General features: G+C 58.0%; 14 protein-coding genes. 9 read left to right on the forward strand and 5 right to left on the reverse strand.

The window, feature by feature from the left end:
* Positions 1–135: 135 nt before the first annotated feature.
* From HY308_19150 to HY308_19165, 4 genes are all read right to left on the reverse strand, one after another.
* Positions 136–2,265 (reverse strand): type IV pili methyl-accepting chemotaxis transducer N-terminal domain-containing protein, encoded by a 2,130-nt coding sequence (locus HY308_19150; protein MBI3900379.1) that lies wholly within the window; start codon positions 2,263–2,265, stop codon positions 136–138.
* A gap of 28 nt (positions 2,266–2,293) precedes the next feature.
* Positions 2,294–2,836, reverse strand: a complete 543-nt coding sequence (locus HY308_19155; GenBank protein ID MBI3900380.1) for a purine-binding chemotaxis protein CheW — start codon at positions 2,834–2,836, stop codon at positions 2,294–2,296.
* A complete protein-coding gene (locus tag HY308_19160; GenBank protein MBI3900381.1) occupies positions 2,836–3,198 on the reverse strand; it encodes a response regulator in 363 nt (120 codons plus the stop codon). The genes HY308_19155 and HY308_19160 overlap by 1 nt, the downstream gene beginning before the upstream one ends.
* Positions 3,199–3,297: 99 nt before the next feature.
* Positions 3,298–3,648 carry a response regulator gene (locus tag HY308_19165; GenBank protein ID MBI3900382.1) on the reverse strand — a complete coding sequence of 117 codons (351 nt, stop codon included), beginning with the start codon at positions 3,646–3,648 and terminating at the stop codon, positions 3,298–3,300.
* Positions 3,649–4,017: 369 nt separating this feature from the next.
* Here HY308_19165 and gshA point away from each other — a divergent pair, with 369 nt between their 5' ends.
* From gshA to HY308_19180, 3 genes are all read left to right on the forward strand, one after another.
* Positions 4,018–5,298 (forward strand): glutamate--cysteine ligase, encoded by a 1,281-nt coding sequence (gene gshA / locus HY308_19170; GenBank protein ID MBI3900383.1) that lies wholly within the window; start codon positions 4,018–4,020, stop codon positions 5,296–5,298.
* Positions 5,288–6,277 carry a glutathione synthase gene (gene gshB, locus HY308_19175; protein ID MBI3900384.1) on the forward strand — a complete coding sequence of 330 codons (990 nt, stop codon included), beginning with the start codon at positions 5,288–5,290 and terminating at the stop codon, positions 6,275–6,277. Before gshA ends, gshB begins: the two co-directional genes overlap by 11 nt.
* A gap of 134 nt (positions 6,278–6,411) precedes the next feature.
* Positions 6,412–7,296 (forward strand): energy transducer TonB, encoded by an 885-nt coding sequence (locus tag HY308_19180; protein ID MBI3900385.1) that lies wholly within the window; start codon positions 6,412–6,414, stop codon positions 7,294–7,296.
* 237 nt (positions 7,297–7,533) lie between these two features.
* Here the strand turns inward: HY308_19180 and HY308_19185 are convergent, their stop codons facing one another.
* Entirely contained in the window at positions 7,534–9,804 is a 2,271-nt protein-coding gene (locus HY308_19185) for a hypothetical protein (GenBank protein ID MBI3900386.1), read from the reverse strand.
* 195 nt (positions 9,805–9,999) lie between these two features.
* On the opposite strand from HY308_19185, the gene HY308_19190 reads away from it, so the two are divergent.
* The 6 genes from HY308_19190 to HY308_19215 all read left to right on the forward strand — a co-directional run bounded on the left by HY308_19190 (position 10,000) and on the right by HY308_19215 (position 17,340).
* Positions 10,000–13,356: a carbohydrate-binding protein gene (locus tag HY308_19190; GenBank protein ID MBI3900387.1), complete on the forward strand. Its 3,357-nt coding sequence runs from the start codon at positions 10,000–10,002 to the stop codon at positions 13,354–13,356.
* A gap of 205 nt (positions 13,357–13,561) precedes the next feature.
* On the forward strand, positions 13,562–14,125 hold the full coding sequence (locus HY308_19195) for a YqgE/AlgH family protein (protein ID MBI3900388.1): 564 nt from the start codon (positions 13,562–13,564) through the stop codon (positions 14,123–14,125).
* Positions 14,104–14,544, forward strand: coding sequence for a Holliday junction resolvase RuvX (gene ruvX / locus HY308_19200; GenBank protein MBI3900389.1), 441 nt, complete (start codon positions 14,104–14,106; stop codon positions 14,542–14,544). Before HY308_19195 ends, ruvX begins: the two co-directional genes overlap by 22 nt.
* A complete protein-coding gene (gene pyrR, locus HY308_19205) occupies positions 14,541–15,041 on the forward strand; it encodes a bifunctional pyr operon transcriptional regulator/uracil phosphoribosyltransferase PyrR (GenBank protein ID MBI3900390.1) in 501 nt (166 codons plus the stop codon). The genes ruvX and pyrR overlap by 4 nt, the downstream gene beginning before the upstream one ends.
* On the forward strand, positions 15,038–16,030 hold the full coding sequence (locus tag HY308_19210; GenBank protein MBI3900391.1) for an aspartate carbamoyltransferase catalytic subunit: 993 nt from the start codon (positions 15,038–15,040) through the stop codon (positions 16,028–16,030). Before pyrR ends, HY308_19210 begins: the two co-directional genes overlap by 4 nt.
* A complete protein-coding gene (locus HY308_19215; protein ID MBI3900392.1) occupies positions 16,027–17,340 on the forward strand; it encodes a dihydroorotase in 1,314 nt (437 codons plus the stop codon). The genes HY308_19210 and HY308_19215 overlap by 4 nt, the downstream gene beginning before the upstream one ends.
* Positions 17,341–17,557 lie beyond the last annotated feature (217 nt).

Below are 17,557 nucleotides of genomic sequence, written 5' to 3' on the forward strand. Positions count from 1 at the left end.
TAAGGATCCGCATCAGCGCACCAACTCCCCCTCTCCCTCCGGGAGAGGGATGGGGTGAGGGATGCGAATGATCTTCCCGTGCCCAATTTCCCTCACCCCCAACCCCTCTCCCGGCGGGAGAGGGGAGCGAATGGCTTAAGCCGGCAGCTTGAAGCCGGCGACCGACGCCTGCAATTCGCGCGCGAGGTCGGACAACTTACCGATGGACTCGGCCGTCTGCCGCGTACCGGTCGACGTGAGACTCGTCGTCTCTTGAATCTTCGCCATACTGGTCGACACGCCGGTCGCTGCTGCCGACTGTTGATGCGCGTCGCGCGAGATCGACACAATCAGGCTCGAGAGCTGTTCCGACACCGATTCGATTTCGCCGAGCGATTGACCGGCGGCATCGGCGAGGCGCGTTGTTTCGACCACGCCGTTGGTGGCTTGCTCCATCGACGCCACCGCTTCGTTGGTGTCCGCTTGAATCGTCTTAACGAGGTCGGCGATCTGCTTGGTCGCTTCCGCCGAGCGTTCCGCGAGTCGTTGAACTTCGTCCGCGACCACCGCGAAGCCGCGGCCCGCTTCACCGGCCATGGCCGCTTGAATCGCCGCGTTCAGCGACAAGATGTTGGTTTGTTCGGCGATGTCGTTGATCAGCTCGACGATTTCACCGATCTGTTGCGACGACTCACCAAGACGCTTAATACGTTTCGCGGTCTCTTGAATCTGCTCGCGCATCGAGTCCATACCGCGGATCGTGTTCTGCACCGCCTCGGTTCCGCGCTTCGCCGTGTCGACCGAGCCGCGCGCCACTTCGGCCGCGGTTTCCGCCGACATCGCCACCTCGTTCATCGAGGTCGCCATTTCTTTCATCTTCACCGTCTGCTCGGTGATCTGCGCCGCTTGCCGCAGCGCCGCTTCGGTCAGCTCGGTCGCCGTTTGCCGCGCGTGCTCGGATGACACCGCCACCTGTTGCGACGCGTTTTTGATACGCGTTACTAGGTTGCGCATTTCGCGCACGGCGTAATTGATAGAGTCGGCGATCGCACCGGTGATTTGTTCGGTCACCTCCGGCTGAATCGTCAAGTCACCGTCGGCCAAGTCGCCCATTTCGTCGAGCAGCTTGAGAATGGCGTCCTGCGTCTGGCGGTTCTGCTCCATCGATTGTTTGGCACGTTCGCGGGCGTCGACAACCAACTTGAACGCCAACATGATCATGAACGCCAAGGAGAAGACGGCGGCGACGATCGTCGCAATCTGCAGACCGATACGGGCTTGCGCCAAAGCGGTATAGGCATCGACCAACGAGCGCGAACGCGCCAGCATCGGATCGGATAATTGGAACACCTGTTGGCTCGCGCGTTGCGACACGAACAACTCGGCGGCGCTGCCCAAAATGCCTTCGATGTGGGTATTAATTTCACCGAACACGGTCGACGCTTCGTCTAACTTCGGCTCCAACGCCTTCGGAATCGACGTGCGCAACTTGGTCTCGGTTTCTTTAAAGAGTTTGGCGTCGCGACCGAACTGGGCCGCGGCGACACCGGATTCGACACCGCCTTGCGCGTACAAGTTAACGTCCTTGGCGATACGTTGCGACAACATGCCTTGGCGGCCGGCGAGGTACAGGTTGTCCTGCTTCATGCCGGATTCGGCGCCGAGCTCGACGATTTCGTCGGAGATCGATAGCAGCAGCGGCGCCATTTGGTTAATCGCGACCACGTGATCGTGCATCGCGAACAACGCTTTTTCTTGCGACAGAATTTGGTCGACTTCGACGCGCAGGCCTTCGGTCGGGCTCGGCGTCCACATGGTGATAACTTCTTTGAGCTCGGCGTCTTGGATAGCCTGCGGGCTCGACGTGATGTTTCTGGCCGGGTCGCCGGTACTCAAGGTGTTAATGATTTGATCGAACAAGTCGCGCGACTCTTTCAGCGTCTTGAACGCGATCGGCTGACCGAGCACCGCTTCGCGCGCGTCCTTGGCGAGGCGTTGCGACAACATCAGCAGCTGCGACGATTGCTCGATGTATTTGGCTTCGAGCTCGGCTTGGCGACCGTTGGAGATCAACAACCAAACCAGGGCGAAGATCGAGAACGAGAAACCACCCAAGATGAATGGGAAGCCGGTGAATATGCTTTTGATTCGACCCAGCAGCGACGGACCGCTCTCTGCCGCCGCTTCGAATTCGGTGCTTGCCGGATCGGCAATGCGCGCATCGGCGAGGTCAATGATGTCCTCGGACGGTTGGTCGATTAAATTTTCTTTGGTTACTTTTGCCATTGTCATCTACCTCTACTCGTTATCTCTCCTACGCCGCCACATGCTTGAATGTGACGCTCTCCGCTAGCGACCTCATGTCGAACACGCTCCATAGTTGGTCGTCCCTAATGAACGCCCCGTTCAAATGCGCCATCACCGGATCTTCCATGTCAGGGAGTTTTTGCCGCTCGACGTCCTGGTCGAAGTGACGCAACCCCAATACCTCATGGACCAACAGACCGGCGTGAAGCTCGGGTATGTTCATCACCAACAAGCGGGCCTCATCATCTAAATGCACCGGCGGCTTGCCGAAGTATTCCGGCAAGTCGACGATCGTGATGAGATTCCCGCGGATGTTCGCCACCCCCTTAATCCACGGCTTGGTGCTCGGCACCCAGGTAAATTCTGGGAACGGCAGCACTTCCAACACCTCGTCGAGCTGCGTAACTAACCGCAAATCGGCAATACGAAACGCAACGCCAGACCATAAGGTCGCCGCCTGCACTTCTTGCGGCAATCCCGGAGCGTTTTGGATGCTCTCCTGTTGGATCTTGCGCAGTAGCGCAATGGGGTCTTGGCGGGTACGAGCCATTAAAGGGCCTTTAATTTCTCGATCAACACTTTTTCGTTGATCGGTTTGACCAGATAGTCCTTGGCGCCCTGACGTAGGCCCCAAGCTTTATCGGTTTCCTGTCCCTTGGTGGAACAGATGATGATCGGGATGTTCGAGGTGTCCGGGTCGCGCGTGATCGAGCGCGTGGCTTCGAAACCGCTCATGCCGGGCATAACGATGTCCATTAGAATCAGGTCGGGCTTTTCTTTCTTCGCCTTGACGATACCTTCTTCCCCGCTGGATGCCGTCGACACGGCATAGCCGTTCTTTTTGAGTAGTTCAGTTAATAGATGCGTGTCGGTCGCAGAATCGTCGACAACGAGTACGTTTTTAATGGCCATTTTCCAGCTCCACTTATTGCTGCGTTAACAGAGCGCCGCGCTCATCCGCGGTTCGCTTCGGCGCGCCTCGCGCCTGTGCACCTGCAGGTGCACATACTTCTAATGCACATACTTATTGATAACGTCGATTAATTCTTCCTGAGTGAACGGCTTATTGACGTGCTCTTGCGAGCCGGCAATGCGTCCACGCGCCCGATCGAACAAGCCATCCTTGCTGGAAAGCATGATGACCGGCGTGTCCTTGAACCGCTTATTGTTCTTGATCAATTGGCATGTCTGATAACCGTCCAACCGCGGCATCATAATGTCGACAAAAATGATGTCGGGCTGGTTGTCGGTAATCATCGACATGGCCTCAAATCCATCGGCCGCGGTAAATACCTCGAACCCGGCCTTCTTCAGCAACGCCTCCGCTGTTCGGCGAATTGTATTGCTGTCATCGATAATCATTACCTTGATACCCACGCGAGCGCACCCTTAACGAAAAATTTCCGCGGTCTCAGGCAGTCCCGACACGCAGGCCATGGGTAGGATACTGCCTGTGAAAGTAAATTCTGCAAAATTCTTCTAGACGAATGATCTTTCTAGTACAAATGCCGTGTTAAAGCTATCCCTAATTGCCCATCCCTCTACGGCACCCACAAAAACTATAGACCATGCATCGTCTTGTGCTTCGCGCAACTTCCTCCGAGACTGGATTAACTCTCTCCCGTTTCCGGTAGCGCATTTAACTGCACGAAGTATGCCACCGTTTGGTCTGCTGGTTTCGTCTCAGGCATGCAGATATCCTCTGCGCCTCTCACAGCGCGGGAAGTAATAATGGTTAAGGAATCTCATCCAGCAGTCGCGCGACTAACTAATACCGCGATTCATAGCGCCATGATCAATATCGATACCCTGCTACACGCCCAGCAAACCGTCATTGAACAGTGGTTCCACCGGCAATGGCAACGCTTACCGGCCCCTTTTTATGCGTCGGTCGACCTACGGTACGCCGACTTCAAGCTCGCGCCGATCGACACTAACCTATTTCCGGCCGGGTTCAATAATCTGCCGCTGTCGGTCTATCCGCGGGCAGCCGACGCCGTACGGGCGGAAGTGGAGAGACTCTGCCCGTCGGCACGCGGCACGGTATTAGTCCCGGAAAATCATACGCGCAATCTGTTTTACTTCGAAAATCTGGCCGCTTTGAGCGCGATCTTCACCGCCGCCGGCCTTAAGGTGCGGATGGGCTCTATGCTGCCGGAAATCACGGCGCCAATGCCGATGGCCCTGCCGTCCGGACGCGCGTTGGTATTGGAACCGCTAAAACGCACCGACAATAAGGTCCGGGTCGACGATTTTGAACCCTGCTTCGTGCTGCTCAACAACGATCTTTCGGGTGGCCGACCGGCGATTCTGGAAAACATCGACCAACCGATCGTTCCGCCGTTGGCGCTCGGTTGGAGCAGCCGGCGTAAATCCGATCATTTCGCCCATTATCGTGATATCGCTGCCGAATTCGGCAACTTGGTGGGTATCGACCCTTGGCTAATCGACCCGATCTTCCGCAATTGCGGCCAAATCGACTTTCAAAACCGCGAAGGTGAGGACTGCCTCAGCTACAACGTCGAGGCGGTACTACAGGAAGTCGGCGAGAAATACCGGCAATACGGCATCGACCGGCAACCGTTCGTGATCGTCAAAGCCGATGCCGGCACCTACGGCATGGCGATCATGACTATCACTCACCCCGATCAAGTCCGCGAGCTCAATCGTAAGCAACGAACGAAAATGGCCCATTCCAAAGAAGGACGGGCCGTTACGCAGGTGCTGGTACAGGAGGGCGTCTATACCTCCGAGACCAAAGGCACGCCGCCCGCCACCTCCGAACCGGTGATTTATATGATCGGCCCACGGGTGATCGGCGGCTTTTACCGGCTGCATGGCGAACGCGGCCCGACTGAAAATCTCAACGCCCCCGGCATGCGCTTCGAGCCGATGCCGGCCGAGCCGTCGGCCGGCGAGGCCGGTTTGTTCTATGCCTACGGCGTAACCGCGCGTCTGGCACTGCTCGCCGCCGCCCGCGAAATGCAAGCCGCCGACCGTGATGCCGCTTAAGCTCGGCGTGGTGATGGACCCGATCGGATCCATCAATTACGCCAAAGACTCCACCCTCGCCATGCTGCTCGAAGCGCAGACGCGCGGCTGGGAGCTGCATTACATCGAGCAGACCGATCTGTTTCTGCGCGGCGCCGAACCTTGCGCACGTACACGGCCGTTGACGGTACAAGCGAACGAAAAACGTTGGTACGCGCTCGGCGACGAAAAAATCCGGCCGCTGGCCGAGCTCGACGTTATTCTCATGCGCAAGGACCCGCCGTTCGACATGGAGTATGTCTACAGCACGTACCTGCTGGAGCTGGCCGAGGCGCGCGGCGTGCTCGTGGTCAATCGCCCACGAAGCTTGCGCGACGCCAACGAAAAACTGTTCGCCCTCTGGTTTCCGCAGTGCCTGCCGCCGACGTTAGTCGCGCGCGAGCCGAAACGTCTGCGCGAATTTTTGGCCGAACACAGCGACATCGTCGTCAAACCGCTCGACGGCATGGGCGGCACCTCGGTCTTTCGGTTACGTGTCGGCGACCCGAATATTTCGGTAGTACTGGAAACGATGACCGAACGCGGCCACCGGCTCGCCATGGCACAACGTTTCTTGCCGGAGATTGCCGCCGGCGATAAACGCATTCTGCTGGTCGACGGTGAACCGATTCCTTACGCGCTAGCGCGCGTTCCGGCAGCGGGCGAATTGCGCGGCAATCTTGCCGCCGGCGCTACCGGCGAAGGCCGGCCGCTGACTGAACGTGACCGCTGGCTGTGTCAGCAAGTCGGCCCGACACTGCGCGAACGCGGGCTATTGTTCGTCGGTCTCGATGTCATCGGCGACTACCTAACCGAGATCAATGTCACCAGCCCGACTTGTATTCGCGAGCTCGACAAACTTTACGGGCTTAATATCAGCGGTCGATTACTCGACGCGATAGAAACAAAAACGCATCAGCGCACCAACTCTCCCTCTCCCACCGGGAGAGGGATGGGGTGAGGGATGTTCGTATCAGTCATCTGCCAAACTTCGCATCCCTCACCCTATTTCCCTCTCGCGGTGGGAGAGGGAAATAATCGACTATTGTCTTCCCTAAGAACCCCGAAGCCGCCCAGACGGCACCCAATTCTGTAATGGAACTCGTTCACGTTCGTTCCCGCCTGTCCGACAACGACCGCCTGGGCGTCACCGCCTTCGGTTCGCTGCTGCTGCACATGCTGGTGATCATGGGTGTCACCTTCACCGTGCCCAAACTGCGCGAGATGAACGCGATGCCGAACATCGACATCACGCTGGTTCAGGCCAGCAGCGATCGCGCACCGGACAAAGCCGATTTCCTGGCGCAAGCGAATCAAGATGGCGGCGGCGAGAGCAACACGCGCGACTTCGCCCGCAATCCATTGCCGCTGTTCGAAGTCAGCGAGCAACGTGCCGCGCCGGCCGCACGCCCGTCGCCGCAAACGGCGGTACCAACCAAACGCGATACGCGCGAGCTGATGACCCAGGCAACTTCAGACAAGCGCATTGCCACGCCGCAACCGGAACCGCAACGCAAAGAGGCGCATACCGATCCGGCGAAGCTCGGTGTGCCGTCGAAGAACCTGCAAGAGGAGCGCGCACAACTCAACGCTGCCGTTGCGCTCAGCATGAACACGTTGTCGAACTGGCCGAAGCGTAAATTTTTGACCGCGCGCACGCAGGAATACAAATACGCGGTATACCTCGAAGGCTGGCGCGCAAAAACCGAACGCATCGGCAATTTGCATTACCCCGAAGAAGCTAAGCGACGCGGTATTCGCGGTGAAGTCTTGCTGAATGTCACGATCCGTCACGACGGCTCGTTCATCGACGCCGTGGTCGCGCGCTCGTCGGGACATGAAATTCTCGACAATGCCGCGCTCAACTGCGCGCGCTTAGCCGCCCCTTATGCACCCTTCACTCCCGAGCTGCGCGCGGAAGCGGACGAGATCACGATCTCGCGCTCGTGGCGTTATGGCGAAACGCTGACGACGCAGTAGTGTCCTGAGTCGAATGGCACTCACTTAACTCGACTACGTTACTAAACTGACCTGCCCCAAACTTATTAGCAGGTTCCTTCCCCTTCAGGGGGAAGGACAGGATGGGGGTGGGTTGTAGTCGCTACTGCAAAAAACCCGCCCCACCCCGGCCCTCTCCCGCAAGGGGAGAGGGAGTGGCGGCGGATATGTTTCGGCTTTTGCTTAAGTTAAGTGCCATTCATCACTGACGCGTAAATATCATTCGCCGCCGGTGAGTGTCTTGATGATGATCCCAAGATCACCCACCGCCCACGCCGTGTCCTTATCCAGTGCGACGACGTCGATTAAATTGCGCCCCAACCCGGAACTTTGCGGCACCCATGTGGCACCTTCATCCGTGGTCTTGAAGATCTCGCCGGTTAATCCGTCAACCACCCACGCCGTTTTTTTATCCACGGCAGCGATGGCGGCAAACCAGCCGGTGCCGGCATTCTGTCGCACCCAGTTATTACCGCCGTCCGTAGTTTTGAAGATTTTGCCATTGCTTCCCACCACCCACGCGGTGTTCGCGTCGAGTGCGACAACTCCATCAAAAAACTCCGAGGTGTCGGTTTGTGGAAGGATTTTCCGCGGACGTTGCTCTACCCAGCTTTGACCGCCATTCGTTGTCTTAAGAATCGAACCCTCGTGCCCAACTACCCATGCCGTGTTGGCATCCACCATCGCGATGGTGCCCATCCATTCGATCGGCGTGTTGGGAACCTGCACTTGCCCGGTAGATTGGGCTTGCCAGGTATATTCGCCGGCGGCGTTTTTGAAGACCTTCAGGATCGCGCTTTCGCTCCCGACCACCCACGCGGTATCCGCGTCCAGTAAGACGATTGCCGACAACCAATTCTCGATCGATGGCGTACCACTCGCCCAAGGCAGGCTCTGCCACGTGGCGCCGCCGTTCGTGGTCTTAAGGATCGTGCCCCTACCGCCGACGGCCCACGCTACGTTCGCGTTCAACGCGGTGACCGCATACAAAGGAAAAGGTGTACCGGAGTTTTGCGCACCCCACGTCGCACCACCGTTAGTAGTCTTCAAGATCGTACCGCGCAGCCCGACTGCCCACGCGGTGTTCGCGTCCAAGGCGAACATGCCGGCAAGACGATTGGTCGACCCGGCGCTTTCCAACATCCAGGTGTTACCGCCGTCCGTGGTTTTTAGGACGGTTCCGTAAATTTTTGCTTCGTCATAGACACCGGCGAAACCCACTACCCACGCCGTTTTATCGTCGACGACGACAATCGACGACAAGTTGCTGGCAGTGCCGGAAGTCCGCGGCTGCCAGTTGGCGCCACCGTTCGAAGTCTTGAGAATCGTGCCGTCATCACCAATGGCCCAAGCGGTAGTCGCATCCGCCGCGGCAATGGATTGCAAATGAGTGCTGGTGCCCGAGGTCTGCACATCCCACTTATCGCCGCCGTTGATCGTCTTGAGGACCGTGCCGTTATTACCGACCGCCCAAGCGGTATCCGCATTCACCGCCGCCAGCGACATTAAAGGGCTGGTCGTGCCCGACGTCTGCGTCGTCCACTTGTCACCGCCGTTAGTGGTTCTGAGGATCGTGCCGTCGTTGCCCACCACCCACAGCGTGTCGCCATTCACCCCAGCAATGTCTATTAAGTTCTTACTGACACCGGACGTCTGCAGCTTCCAGTCGGCACCGCCATTCGTCGTCTTAAGGATCGTGCCACCATCGCCCACGGCCCACGCGGTAGTCGCGTTCACGGCGGTGACGGAGGTTAAGTTGCTACCGGTGCCGGCGATCTGCGACTTCCACTCGGCACCACCATTGCTGGTTATGAGAATGGTGCCGCCGTCGCCAACTATCCACGCCGTATTCGCATCCACCACTGCAACGGACAACAGATTACGATTCGTTCCGGAGCTCTGTGCCTTCCAGGTGCCGCCAGCATCGGCGGTTTTCACGACCGCGCCGTGGCTGCCAACCATCCAAGCCGTCACCCGATTTACCACGGCGATATCTTTAAGGTCCGCCGCCGTTGGCGATGGATTTTGCGCACACCATCCTTGACCGAGCTTGCCGCTGCCACAGGTACGGTTGGCGATCGGCGTGATGTCGAGCCGATTAACTTTGACGTGACGAGTAACGCTCGTGCTCTGTCCGGTGGCATCGGTACACGTCACGCTGACGGGATAGTCATCGCTTCCTTCGCTGTAAGCATGCGCAAACTGATTCGGCGGAACCTGATCAGGCGCCGTCGTAAAGTCATCGCTCGTCCGGCGGCGAGTGCCGTCGCCAAAATCCCAATCGTAAGTGAGCGTGCCGGAACCTAGGCAGTTGGTTTCGAAAGTAACGACGCCATTCTTCCACGGCTCAGATGGCGTAACGCTGATCGGTGCCATCGTTGGCGATGGATTGGTCCGAGAGCTGCTATCGCTGTTGCCACCACCACCACAAGCGGCAAAAACGAGCAGCGCAAAAACAGGCGCAAGAAAGCGGAGAAATTTCTTATTCATTATGACTCCACGCGGACAAAGGCTCCCCCTTCGGAAATTACCATGTGTCGTTAAGTGATGCTACGGACACGACCGGCAACGAACAGACGCGATCAGCTACGAGCAGACATGAATACAACTTTGATTGAACCACCTTCGCTAGGATGGCCCGCGTTGGACACTACCCGTAACAACAAACAAGTAGGGAGGCTACTCATGTCATCGCTAGTGGAAAGTTGGTTTCGTCATTCCGTTTTTTCAATTCTCTTGATTATTCCCTCTGTGATCCCGCCGGCCAATGCGGCGGACATTAACAACTACTCATCCCAGTACGAATGCCGCGCTGGCGGACCGAACTGTAATGTGGATGTCGCCGCACTCTCGGCGCGGCCGTGTGATCAAACCATCACACCCGACATGTCCTGGGACAAAATCGATTGGTCGCGCAACACAATCTGCATCGCTCCCGGCGATCACACGGGGAAGCAAACGCTGCTGATACCACCCACGGCCAATGGCACTGCCAGCAACTACAAAGTGCTGCGTTATACCGGCAATAACGAAGTGCCGTGGCGCCAAGGCACGAATCAGACGAAGCTTTTTCAGCTGGCCATCCAAGGCAACTATTGGCTGGTTGATCGCCTGACGTTCCCAGGACTGAGCGGACAACATTTCATGCAACGGATCCAATTCCGCGCAACAAAAACGAAAAACTTACATGATGTCATCATCAATCGGGTGCTGATCGAGGGCGGCGGCAAGGGCGCGATCTATGGCGGTATCGGCCAAACCGACAGCGCCGACTCCACATCTGATTATCAAAGCCTGACAATTCAAAACAGCGTGCTGCGCAATTCCGGACCGTTTGGAGCCAATGCGGAAGCAATAGGTATCGATATGGCCGTCGGCCTCGACAACCGCGACAGCGGATACCATATCGTTAATAACGAAATTTACGATTGGGTGTCGCATCCGATTCAAATCGGCCACAACCTTGGAACGCAAATTCCCGGCATTGTCGTCGAGAACAATGACCTATATGTAACGCCGGCGCTCTACGCAACCGTTCCTGGCGGTCAGCAGGCAATCGCCGAATCGCCACTGTCGGTGAAAGTCAAAGGAACACAGCAATTCCCCGTGCGGATTTTGCACAATCGTATGTGGGGTGCCCGCGTTACCGATCTGACCCAATGCTGCAACGGTGAGTCCGGCAACAACATAACGATGTACGGCAACAACGACTATGTGCTGATACAAAACAATGTTCTTGCCGATAGCCAGCTTGGCCTCAGCAACTCTGCCAGTCGCAACTCCTATATCGGCAATATTTTTTACGATTTACAGCGGCACTTTCTCGGCTATCCCGACCGGCCGGACCGTCCCTACAACAGCATTGTCTTCAACACTTGGGATGATGGGAGTTACCGCCACGCCTACGAGCTGTATCTAAATACCATCATCGGCGCCCAACAGGAATCATTTTCGGCACTGGACGAGGCCGACGTGGACGTGCGCTGCAATGCCACTATTTCTTCAGGTCCGAAGCATTCCGGTATCTCGCCGACCAACACGATTGCCGACCGTAACGTCTTCTACGGTTCGACCAGTTTTGGTACCACTAGCATCGACAATCCGATCTCCTTGCGCACCAATTCGTTCTATAACACCGGAACGATTCTGCGGACGGCGGACATGGCGAGCTGCAAGAACGCCAGCGACTCCGCTTGTTTCCTATATAAAGTCATTCAGCCTGGCACATCGACAGGAGCGACGAGCTACTGCACGACATTGGGTTGCACGACCACCGACAACACGCTGAAAGTGCAAGCCATCCGCGGTCCCTATGTCGTCTACCGCCAATTGCAGACCAATCCGAAGCCGTACGTTATTCCCTACGCTAGCGTGCATACCTCCGCCGAGGAAGCGGCGTCGTGCCCGTCGACCATGGCGACCCGAACCGGCATCGGCATCAACGACGATAATGGTTGGAATGGAATTCTCGCTGTCGACTTAAATGGACGTTCGCGCACGGGTACCGCCGGCGCACTGCAGGCAGCGAGCACGCCGCCGCCACCGCCACCGACGGAAACCCCGTATCCCGGCCCGAATCCCGCGTCCATTCCCGCCGCGAACCTGAACGTGGCGACGATCGAAGCCGAAAATTTCGATGAAGGCGGCGAAGGCGTTGCCTATCACGATGTTGACACCACGAGCTGCGGTTCGCCCTCTGGTTATCGTCCAACAACGGTCGGCCTCGAGGCGGCAGGGAACGCGAGCAATGGCTATTTGATCGGTTGCGCGCGCAAGGATGAATACCTGAAGTACATGGTCGACGTGACTCGCGCCGGCAACTACGTCTTGGAAGTGCCAGTGGCCTCCAAAGGCCTGGGCGGCAGCTTCCATATCGAGTTCAACGGCGTCAACAAAACGGGGGCTATCTCTATACCGGACACCGGCGACTGGAACATATGGCGGACGTTGAAACTGCCGGCGGTCGCCTTGAGCACCGGCAAGCAGATCATGCGCATTGTCATGGAAACCAATGGCGGTACCACGGGAGCAGTCGGAAATTTGGACTACGTTCGCTTGACGGCGCAGGCAGTACCGGTATCGCCTTACCCGGGACCGAATCCGGCGGCGATTCCTGGAACGGTTGAAGCTGAGTACTTCGACAATGGTAGCGAGGGCGTTTCTTACCATGAAGTCGATACATGGGACCCGGACAACTACTTCCGCGTTTCGCCGGTCGATATTGAAGCGAACTCAACCGCAAGCAAAGGCAATGCGCTTGTCATTACCCGTGGTGGTGAATGGTTAAATTACGCGGTCAATGTTGCCGCCGCCGGCAACTACATCCTCGAGGTCGGTGTGGCGGCTGCCAGCGATAACGGAAGTTTTCATATCGAATTCGCTGGCGCCAACAAAACCGGCAGCATCGTCGTTCCCAATACCGGCAATTGGTACAACTGGCGCAACGTCGCCCGTATCGTGAATCTCGCGGCGGGACCGCAAACGTTGCGGCTGGTGATGGAGGCAAACGGCTCGAGTGGTGCAGTAGCGAATTTCGACTACATTCGCCTACGTCGCGCCGAACCGTATCCGACCGCAACGCCGGCGGCGCTTCCGGGTCTGGTCGAAGCCGAGGATTTTGACAACGGCGGCCCGGAAGTGAGCTATCACGAAACGGACACCTGGAATGTGGCGAATAACTATCGGACCGTATCAGAGGTCGATATCGAACCGACGGCTGGCGCCAATAACAGCTATGCCGTTGTCATCACTCACGCCGGCGAATGGCTGAACTACACGGTCAATGTGACCGCGGCCGGTACTTACAACCTCGACATCCGCGTTGCCTCCAAAGGGAGTAGCGGTAAGTTCCACGTCGAAGTCGACGGCCTCGACAAAACCGGATCGATCACGATTCCTAATACCGGTGATTGGGCGAATTGGCAGACGTTGACGGTGCCGGTGAGTCTCGCTGCGGGTCCACAAATTATGCGCATCGTCATGGATGCGGACGACCCGCTAACCAAAGCCGTTGGAAACTTCGACTTTATCCGCGTGCGTTAATGTGAGTACGGACAGCAACCAGCACGAGTGTGCTGGTTGCTGTCTCCCCGCCGACGCTCTAGGTTTCTCGCTGTTGAGTTAGAACACACCAATACCTCACACAGCGGATGGAAATACACCTCTCTTTTTCATGAGTGAACGTCGCATCACTATGTAGATCCTTTGCGTCCTTGCGCACACTTCGGCCGTGCCAGATACTACGGCCATGAACGGCACCGTCTCTCTTTCCAATCACTTCCTCATCGCCATGCCGACGCTCGCGGACGCGAATTTTTCGCGCACCGTCACTTTCCTGTGCGAGCACTCGAGCGAAGGCGCCATGGGGATCGTCATCAACCGACCGACCGATCTGAAGCTGCGCGATATTTTGGAGCAGCTCGAGATTACCGCCGTCGATGAGGCCGTCGCCTCACAGCCGGTGTATCTCGGTGGACCGGTGCAGAACAATCGCGGCTTCGTCATCCACGAGCCGATCGGCAACTGGGAGTCGACACTACCGGTCACTGAGACCATCGGTATCTCCACGTCGCGCGATATCCTGGCGGCGATCGCTTCTCAGAAAGGGCCCAACCGTTATTTGATCGCACTCGGTTATGCCGGCTGGGGTGCTGGACAACTGGAGCGCGAGCTGGTCGAGAACTCCTGGCTGTCGGGACCGGCGAGTCGCGAAATTCTCTTCGAGCTACCGCTCGAACGGCGCTGGAACGCGGCCGCTGAGCTGCTCGGCGTCAACCTGACGATGCTGTCATCGCAGGCCGGTCACGCTTGACGGTCGGAACATTTCTCGGCTTCGACTACGGTAAAAGGCATACGGGCGTTGCGGTCGGCAGCCACCATACCCACTTAGCGCAGCCGCTCACCATTCTTGTCGCCCATGGCGACAACCCTGACTGGGACGGTATTACCCGCCTAATTAAAGAGTGGGAACCCGAGGCGCTGGTCGTCGGACTGCCGCTTAATATGGACGGCAGTGACAACCCGATAACACGTGCTGCCCGAGCCTTTGGTGAAGCGCTGCGGGCCCGGTACAATCTGCCCATACATATGGTCGATGAACGCCTCTCCACGTGCGCTGCCACGGACGCCCTGCTCGACGCCGGCGTGCCGTTGAAACGTCATAAAACGCAAATCGACAAACTCGCCGCACAAACGATACTTCAAGCATTTCTGAACGAAAGCCCACGATGAGCCAATCCTTCGACATCAACGCCGCCATCGACCGCATGGCGCAGCAACTGCGAGAGTTGAATAAAAAGCAGGCGGTAATGGTGGGGATTCACACCGGCGGCGCCTGGATCGCCGAGCGGTTGCACAAACAACTGGCGCTGACCGATCCTCTCGGCACGCTCGACATCTCGTTTTATCGCGACGACTTCACTCGCATCGGCATGAACCCGCAGGTTAAAGCGTCGAATCTGCCGGTGAACCTCGAAGATCGGCACGTCATCTTGGTCGACGATGTCCTGCATACCGGTCGCACCATTCGCGCCGCCCTCAATGAAATCTTCGACTACGGCCGGCCGGCCTCGGTCACGCTCGCGGTGTTGATCGTGCGCGAAGGCCGCGAGTTGCCGATCGAAGCGCAAGTCGCCGGGGAACACATGCAACTCAACAAACGACTACAAGCGAAGCTGATCGGCGGCCCCGATCACTTGGAGCTGAAAATTCAGGAGAGCCACGCTTGACGGAGAACCTCCAGTTCGACAGCCAAGGACGACTGCGTCATTTCCTCACTATTGAAGGCCTCCGCCGCCAGACCCTCCTCGAAATTCTCGATACCGCCAAATCGTTTATCTCGGTCGGTCAGCGCGAAATCAAAAAAGTCCCGCTGGCGCGCGGCAAGACCGTCGTCAATCTGTTCTTCGAAGCGAGCACGCGCACGCGCACCACGTTCGAGATCGCGGCCAAACGGTTGTCGGCCGACGTCATCAATCTGAATATCGCCACGTCGAGCGCGAATAAGGGCGAGACGCTACTCGACACTGTGCGCAATCTCGAAGCGATGCATACCGATTTGTTCGTCGTGCGCCACAATCGCAGCGGCGCCGCCCATTTGATCGCGGCGCACGTACCGGCGCACGTCCATATCATCAACGCCGGCGACGGTGCGCACGCGCATCCGACGCAAGCGATGCTCGACGCCTTCACCATCCGCGAGCACAAAGGTTCGTTCGACAAGCTCAAGGTGGCGATTGTCGGCGACATTCAGCATTCACGCGTCGCCCGCTCGCAGATTCACGCGCTCAACACGCTCGGCGTCGCCGAAGTTCGCGTGATCGCACCGAAGACATTGTTGCCGACCGCGGTCGAGCGGCTAGGCGTTGTGCCTTACACGGACATGAAAGCGGGGCTTGACGGCGTCGACGTCGTCATCATGCTGCGGCTGCAACTGGAGCGCATGCGTGGCGCGTTTCTGCCGAGCGAGCAGGAATACTTCAATCTCTACGGCCTAACGCCGGAAAAACTGGGCTATGCCAAAAAGGATGCGATCGTGATGCACCCGGGGCCGATGAATCGTGGACTCGAGATCGATTCGATCGTCGCTGACGGACCGCAATCAGTGATCCTGCCGCAAGTCACCAATGGCATCGCCGTACGCATGGCGATCATGGCGTTGATCCTCGGCGGCTCGCCGAACGAGAGCCGCAGCCGCGCGCCGAGGGCGTCCGAATGAGCCTGCTAATCAAAGGCGGTCACTTAGTCGACCCCGCCAACCGTATCAACGGCGCACGCGACCTCTATATCGATACCGACGGCTTCATCGTCGGTGTCGGCCGCGCGCCCACAGGGTTCAAGCCGAAACGTACACTCGACGCCAGTGGCAAAGTCGTCTGCCCGGGGCTGATCGATCTGCGCGCACGATTACGCGAACCCGGACTCGAATACAAAGCCACGCTCGAAAGCGAGCTCAAAGCCGCGGTCGCCGCTGGCATCACCACGTTGTGTTGTCCGCCGGACACCGATCCGGTGATCGATACGCCAGCGATGACGCAGATGATTCAGTCGCGTGCCTGGCGCTTCGGTATGTCGTTCGTCCATCCGCTCGGTGCGCTGACCAAAGATCTAAAAGGCGAGCTGCTGGCCGACATGGAAGCGCTCGATGAAGCCGGCTGCGTCGCTTTCACCAATGCGTTGGCACCGATCACCGACACGCTGGTGATGCGCCGAGCGATGGAATATGCGGCCAGCTTCGATCTGCTGGTCCTGCTGCATTCGGAAGATCCGTGGCTACGCGGCGTCGGCTGCGTGCATGAAGGCGAGGTCGGCATGCGCTTGGGCTTGCCCGGCATTCCCGAAGCCGCCGAAACCGTCGCTGTCGCCCGCGATTTAGCACTGATCGATCAAACCCGCGTACGCGCCCACTTCTGCGGCCTGTCGAGCGCGCGCGCTGTCCAAATGGTCGCCGAAGCGCAACGCCGCGGATTGCCCGTGAGCGCCGACGTCACCGCGCATCAATTGCACCTGACTGAGCACGACATCGGCTACTTCAACACCCAATGCCATGTACAACCGCCGCTGCGCAGCAAGCGCGACCGCGAAGCGTTGAGACGCGCACTGAAGAACGGCGTCATCGGCGCGATCTGCTCCGATCACCAACCGCACCAACCGGACGCCAAGCTCGCGCCATTCAGCGACTCCGAACCTGGCATCTCTGCACTCGAAACGCTATTGCCGCTAACGCTGCGCCTGGTCCACGAAAAAGTGCTGACGTTGCCTGAAGCGATTGCCCTGGTCACAAGCCGGCCCGCGGACATTCTTGGGCTAGAGTCCGGTCGTCTCAATGTAGGCGCAACCGCCGATATTTGTATCTTCGATCTCAAGCAACGCTGGACGCTGACGGAAGATCAAATCGTGTCGCGTGGTCACAACACGCCGTTCCTGGGACAAGAATTCGAGGGCCGCGTCGGTTACACCCTCGTCGGTGGACACATCGTCTATGAAGCAGCAGCCCGCCCCAAGCTGCGCCGGGCACATAATCAATGAGTTAAGTTGTAGAACCACCGCTCGACGTATTTCGCCACCTGGCAGATGCCGCCACGATAGCTATATTGCAAATACGTTCTACGCAAACGGAGGTGTGTATGGTAAGGGTACTCGTGCGGGAGAAACGGAAATTCAACTACTGGGTGCTGGGCCTACTCGCCTTAACCATTGCCACCATGACGCTCCGGCAATTGGGTCTCGGATAACACGGTCGAAC

It is taken from the genome of Gammaproteobacteria bacterium (genome assembly GCA_016199745.1).
GTDB lineage: Bacteria > Pseudomonadota > Gammaproteobacteria > Acidiferrobacterales > Sulfurifustaceae > JACQFZ01.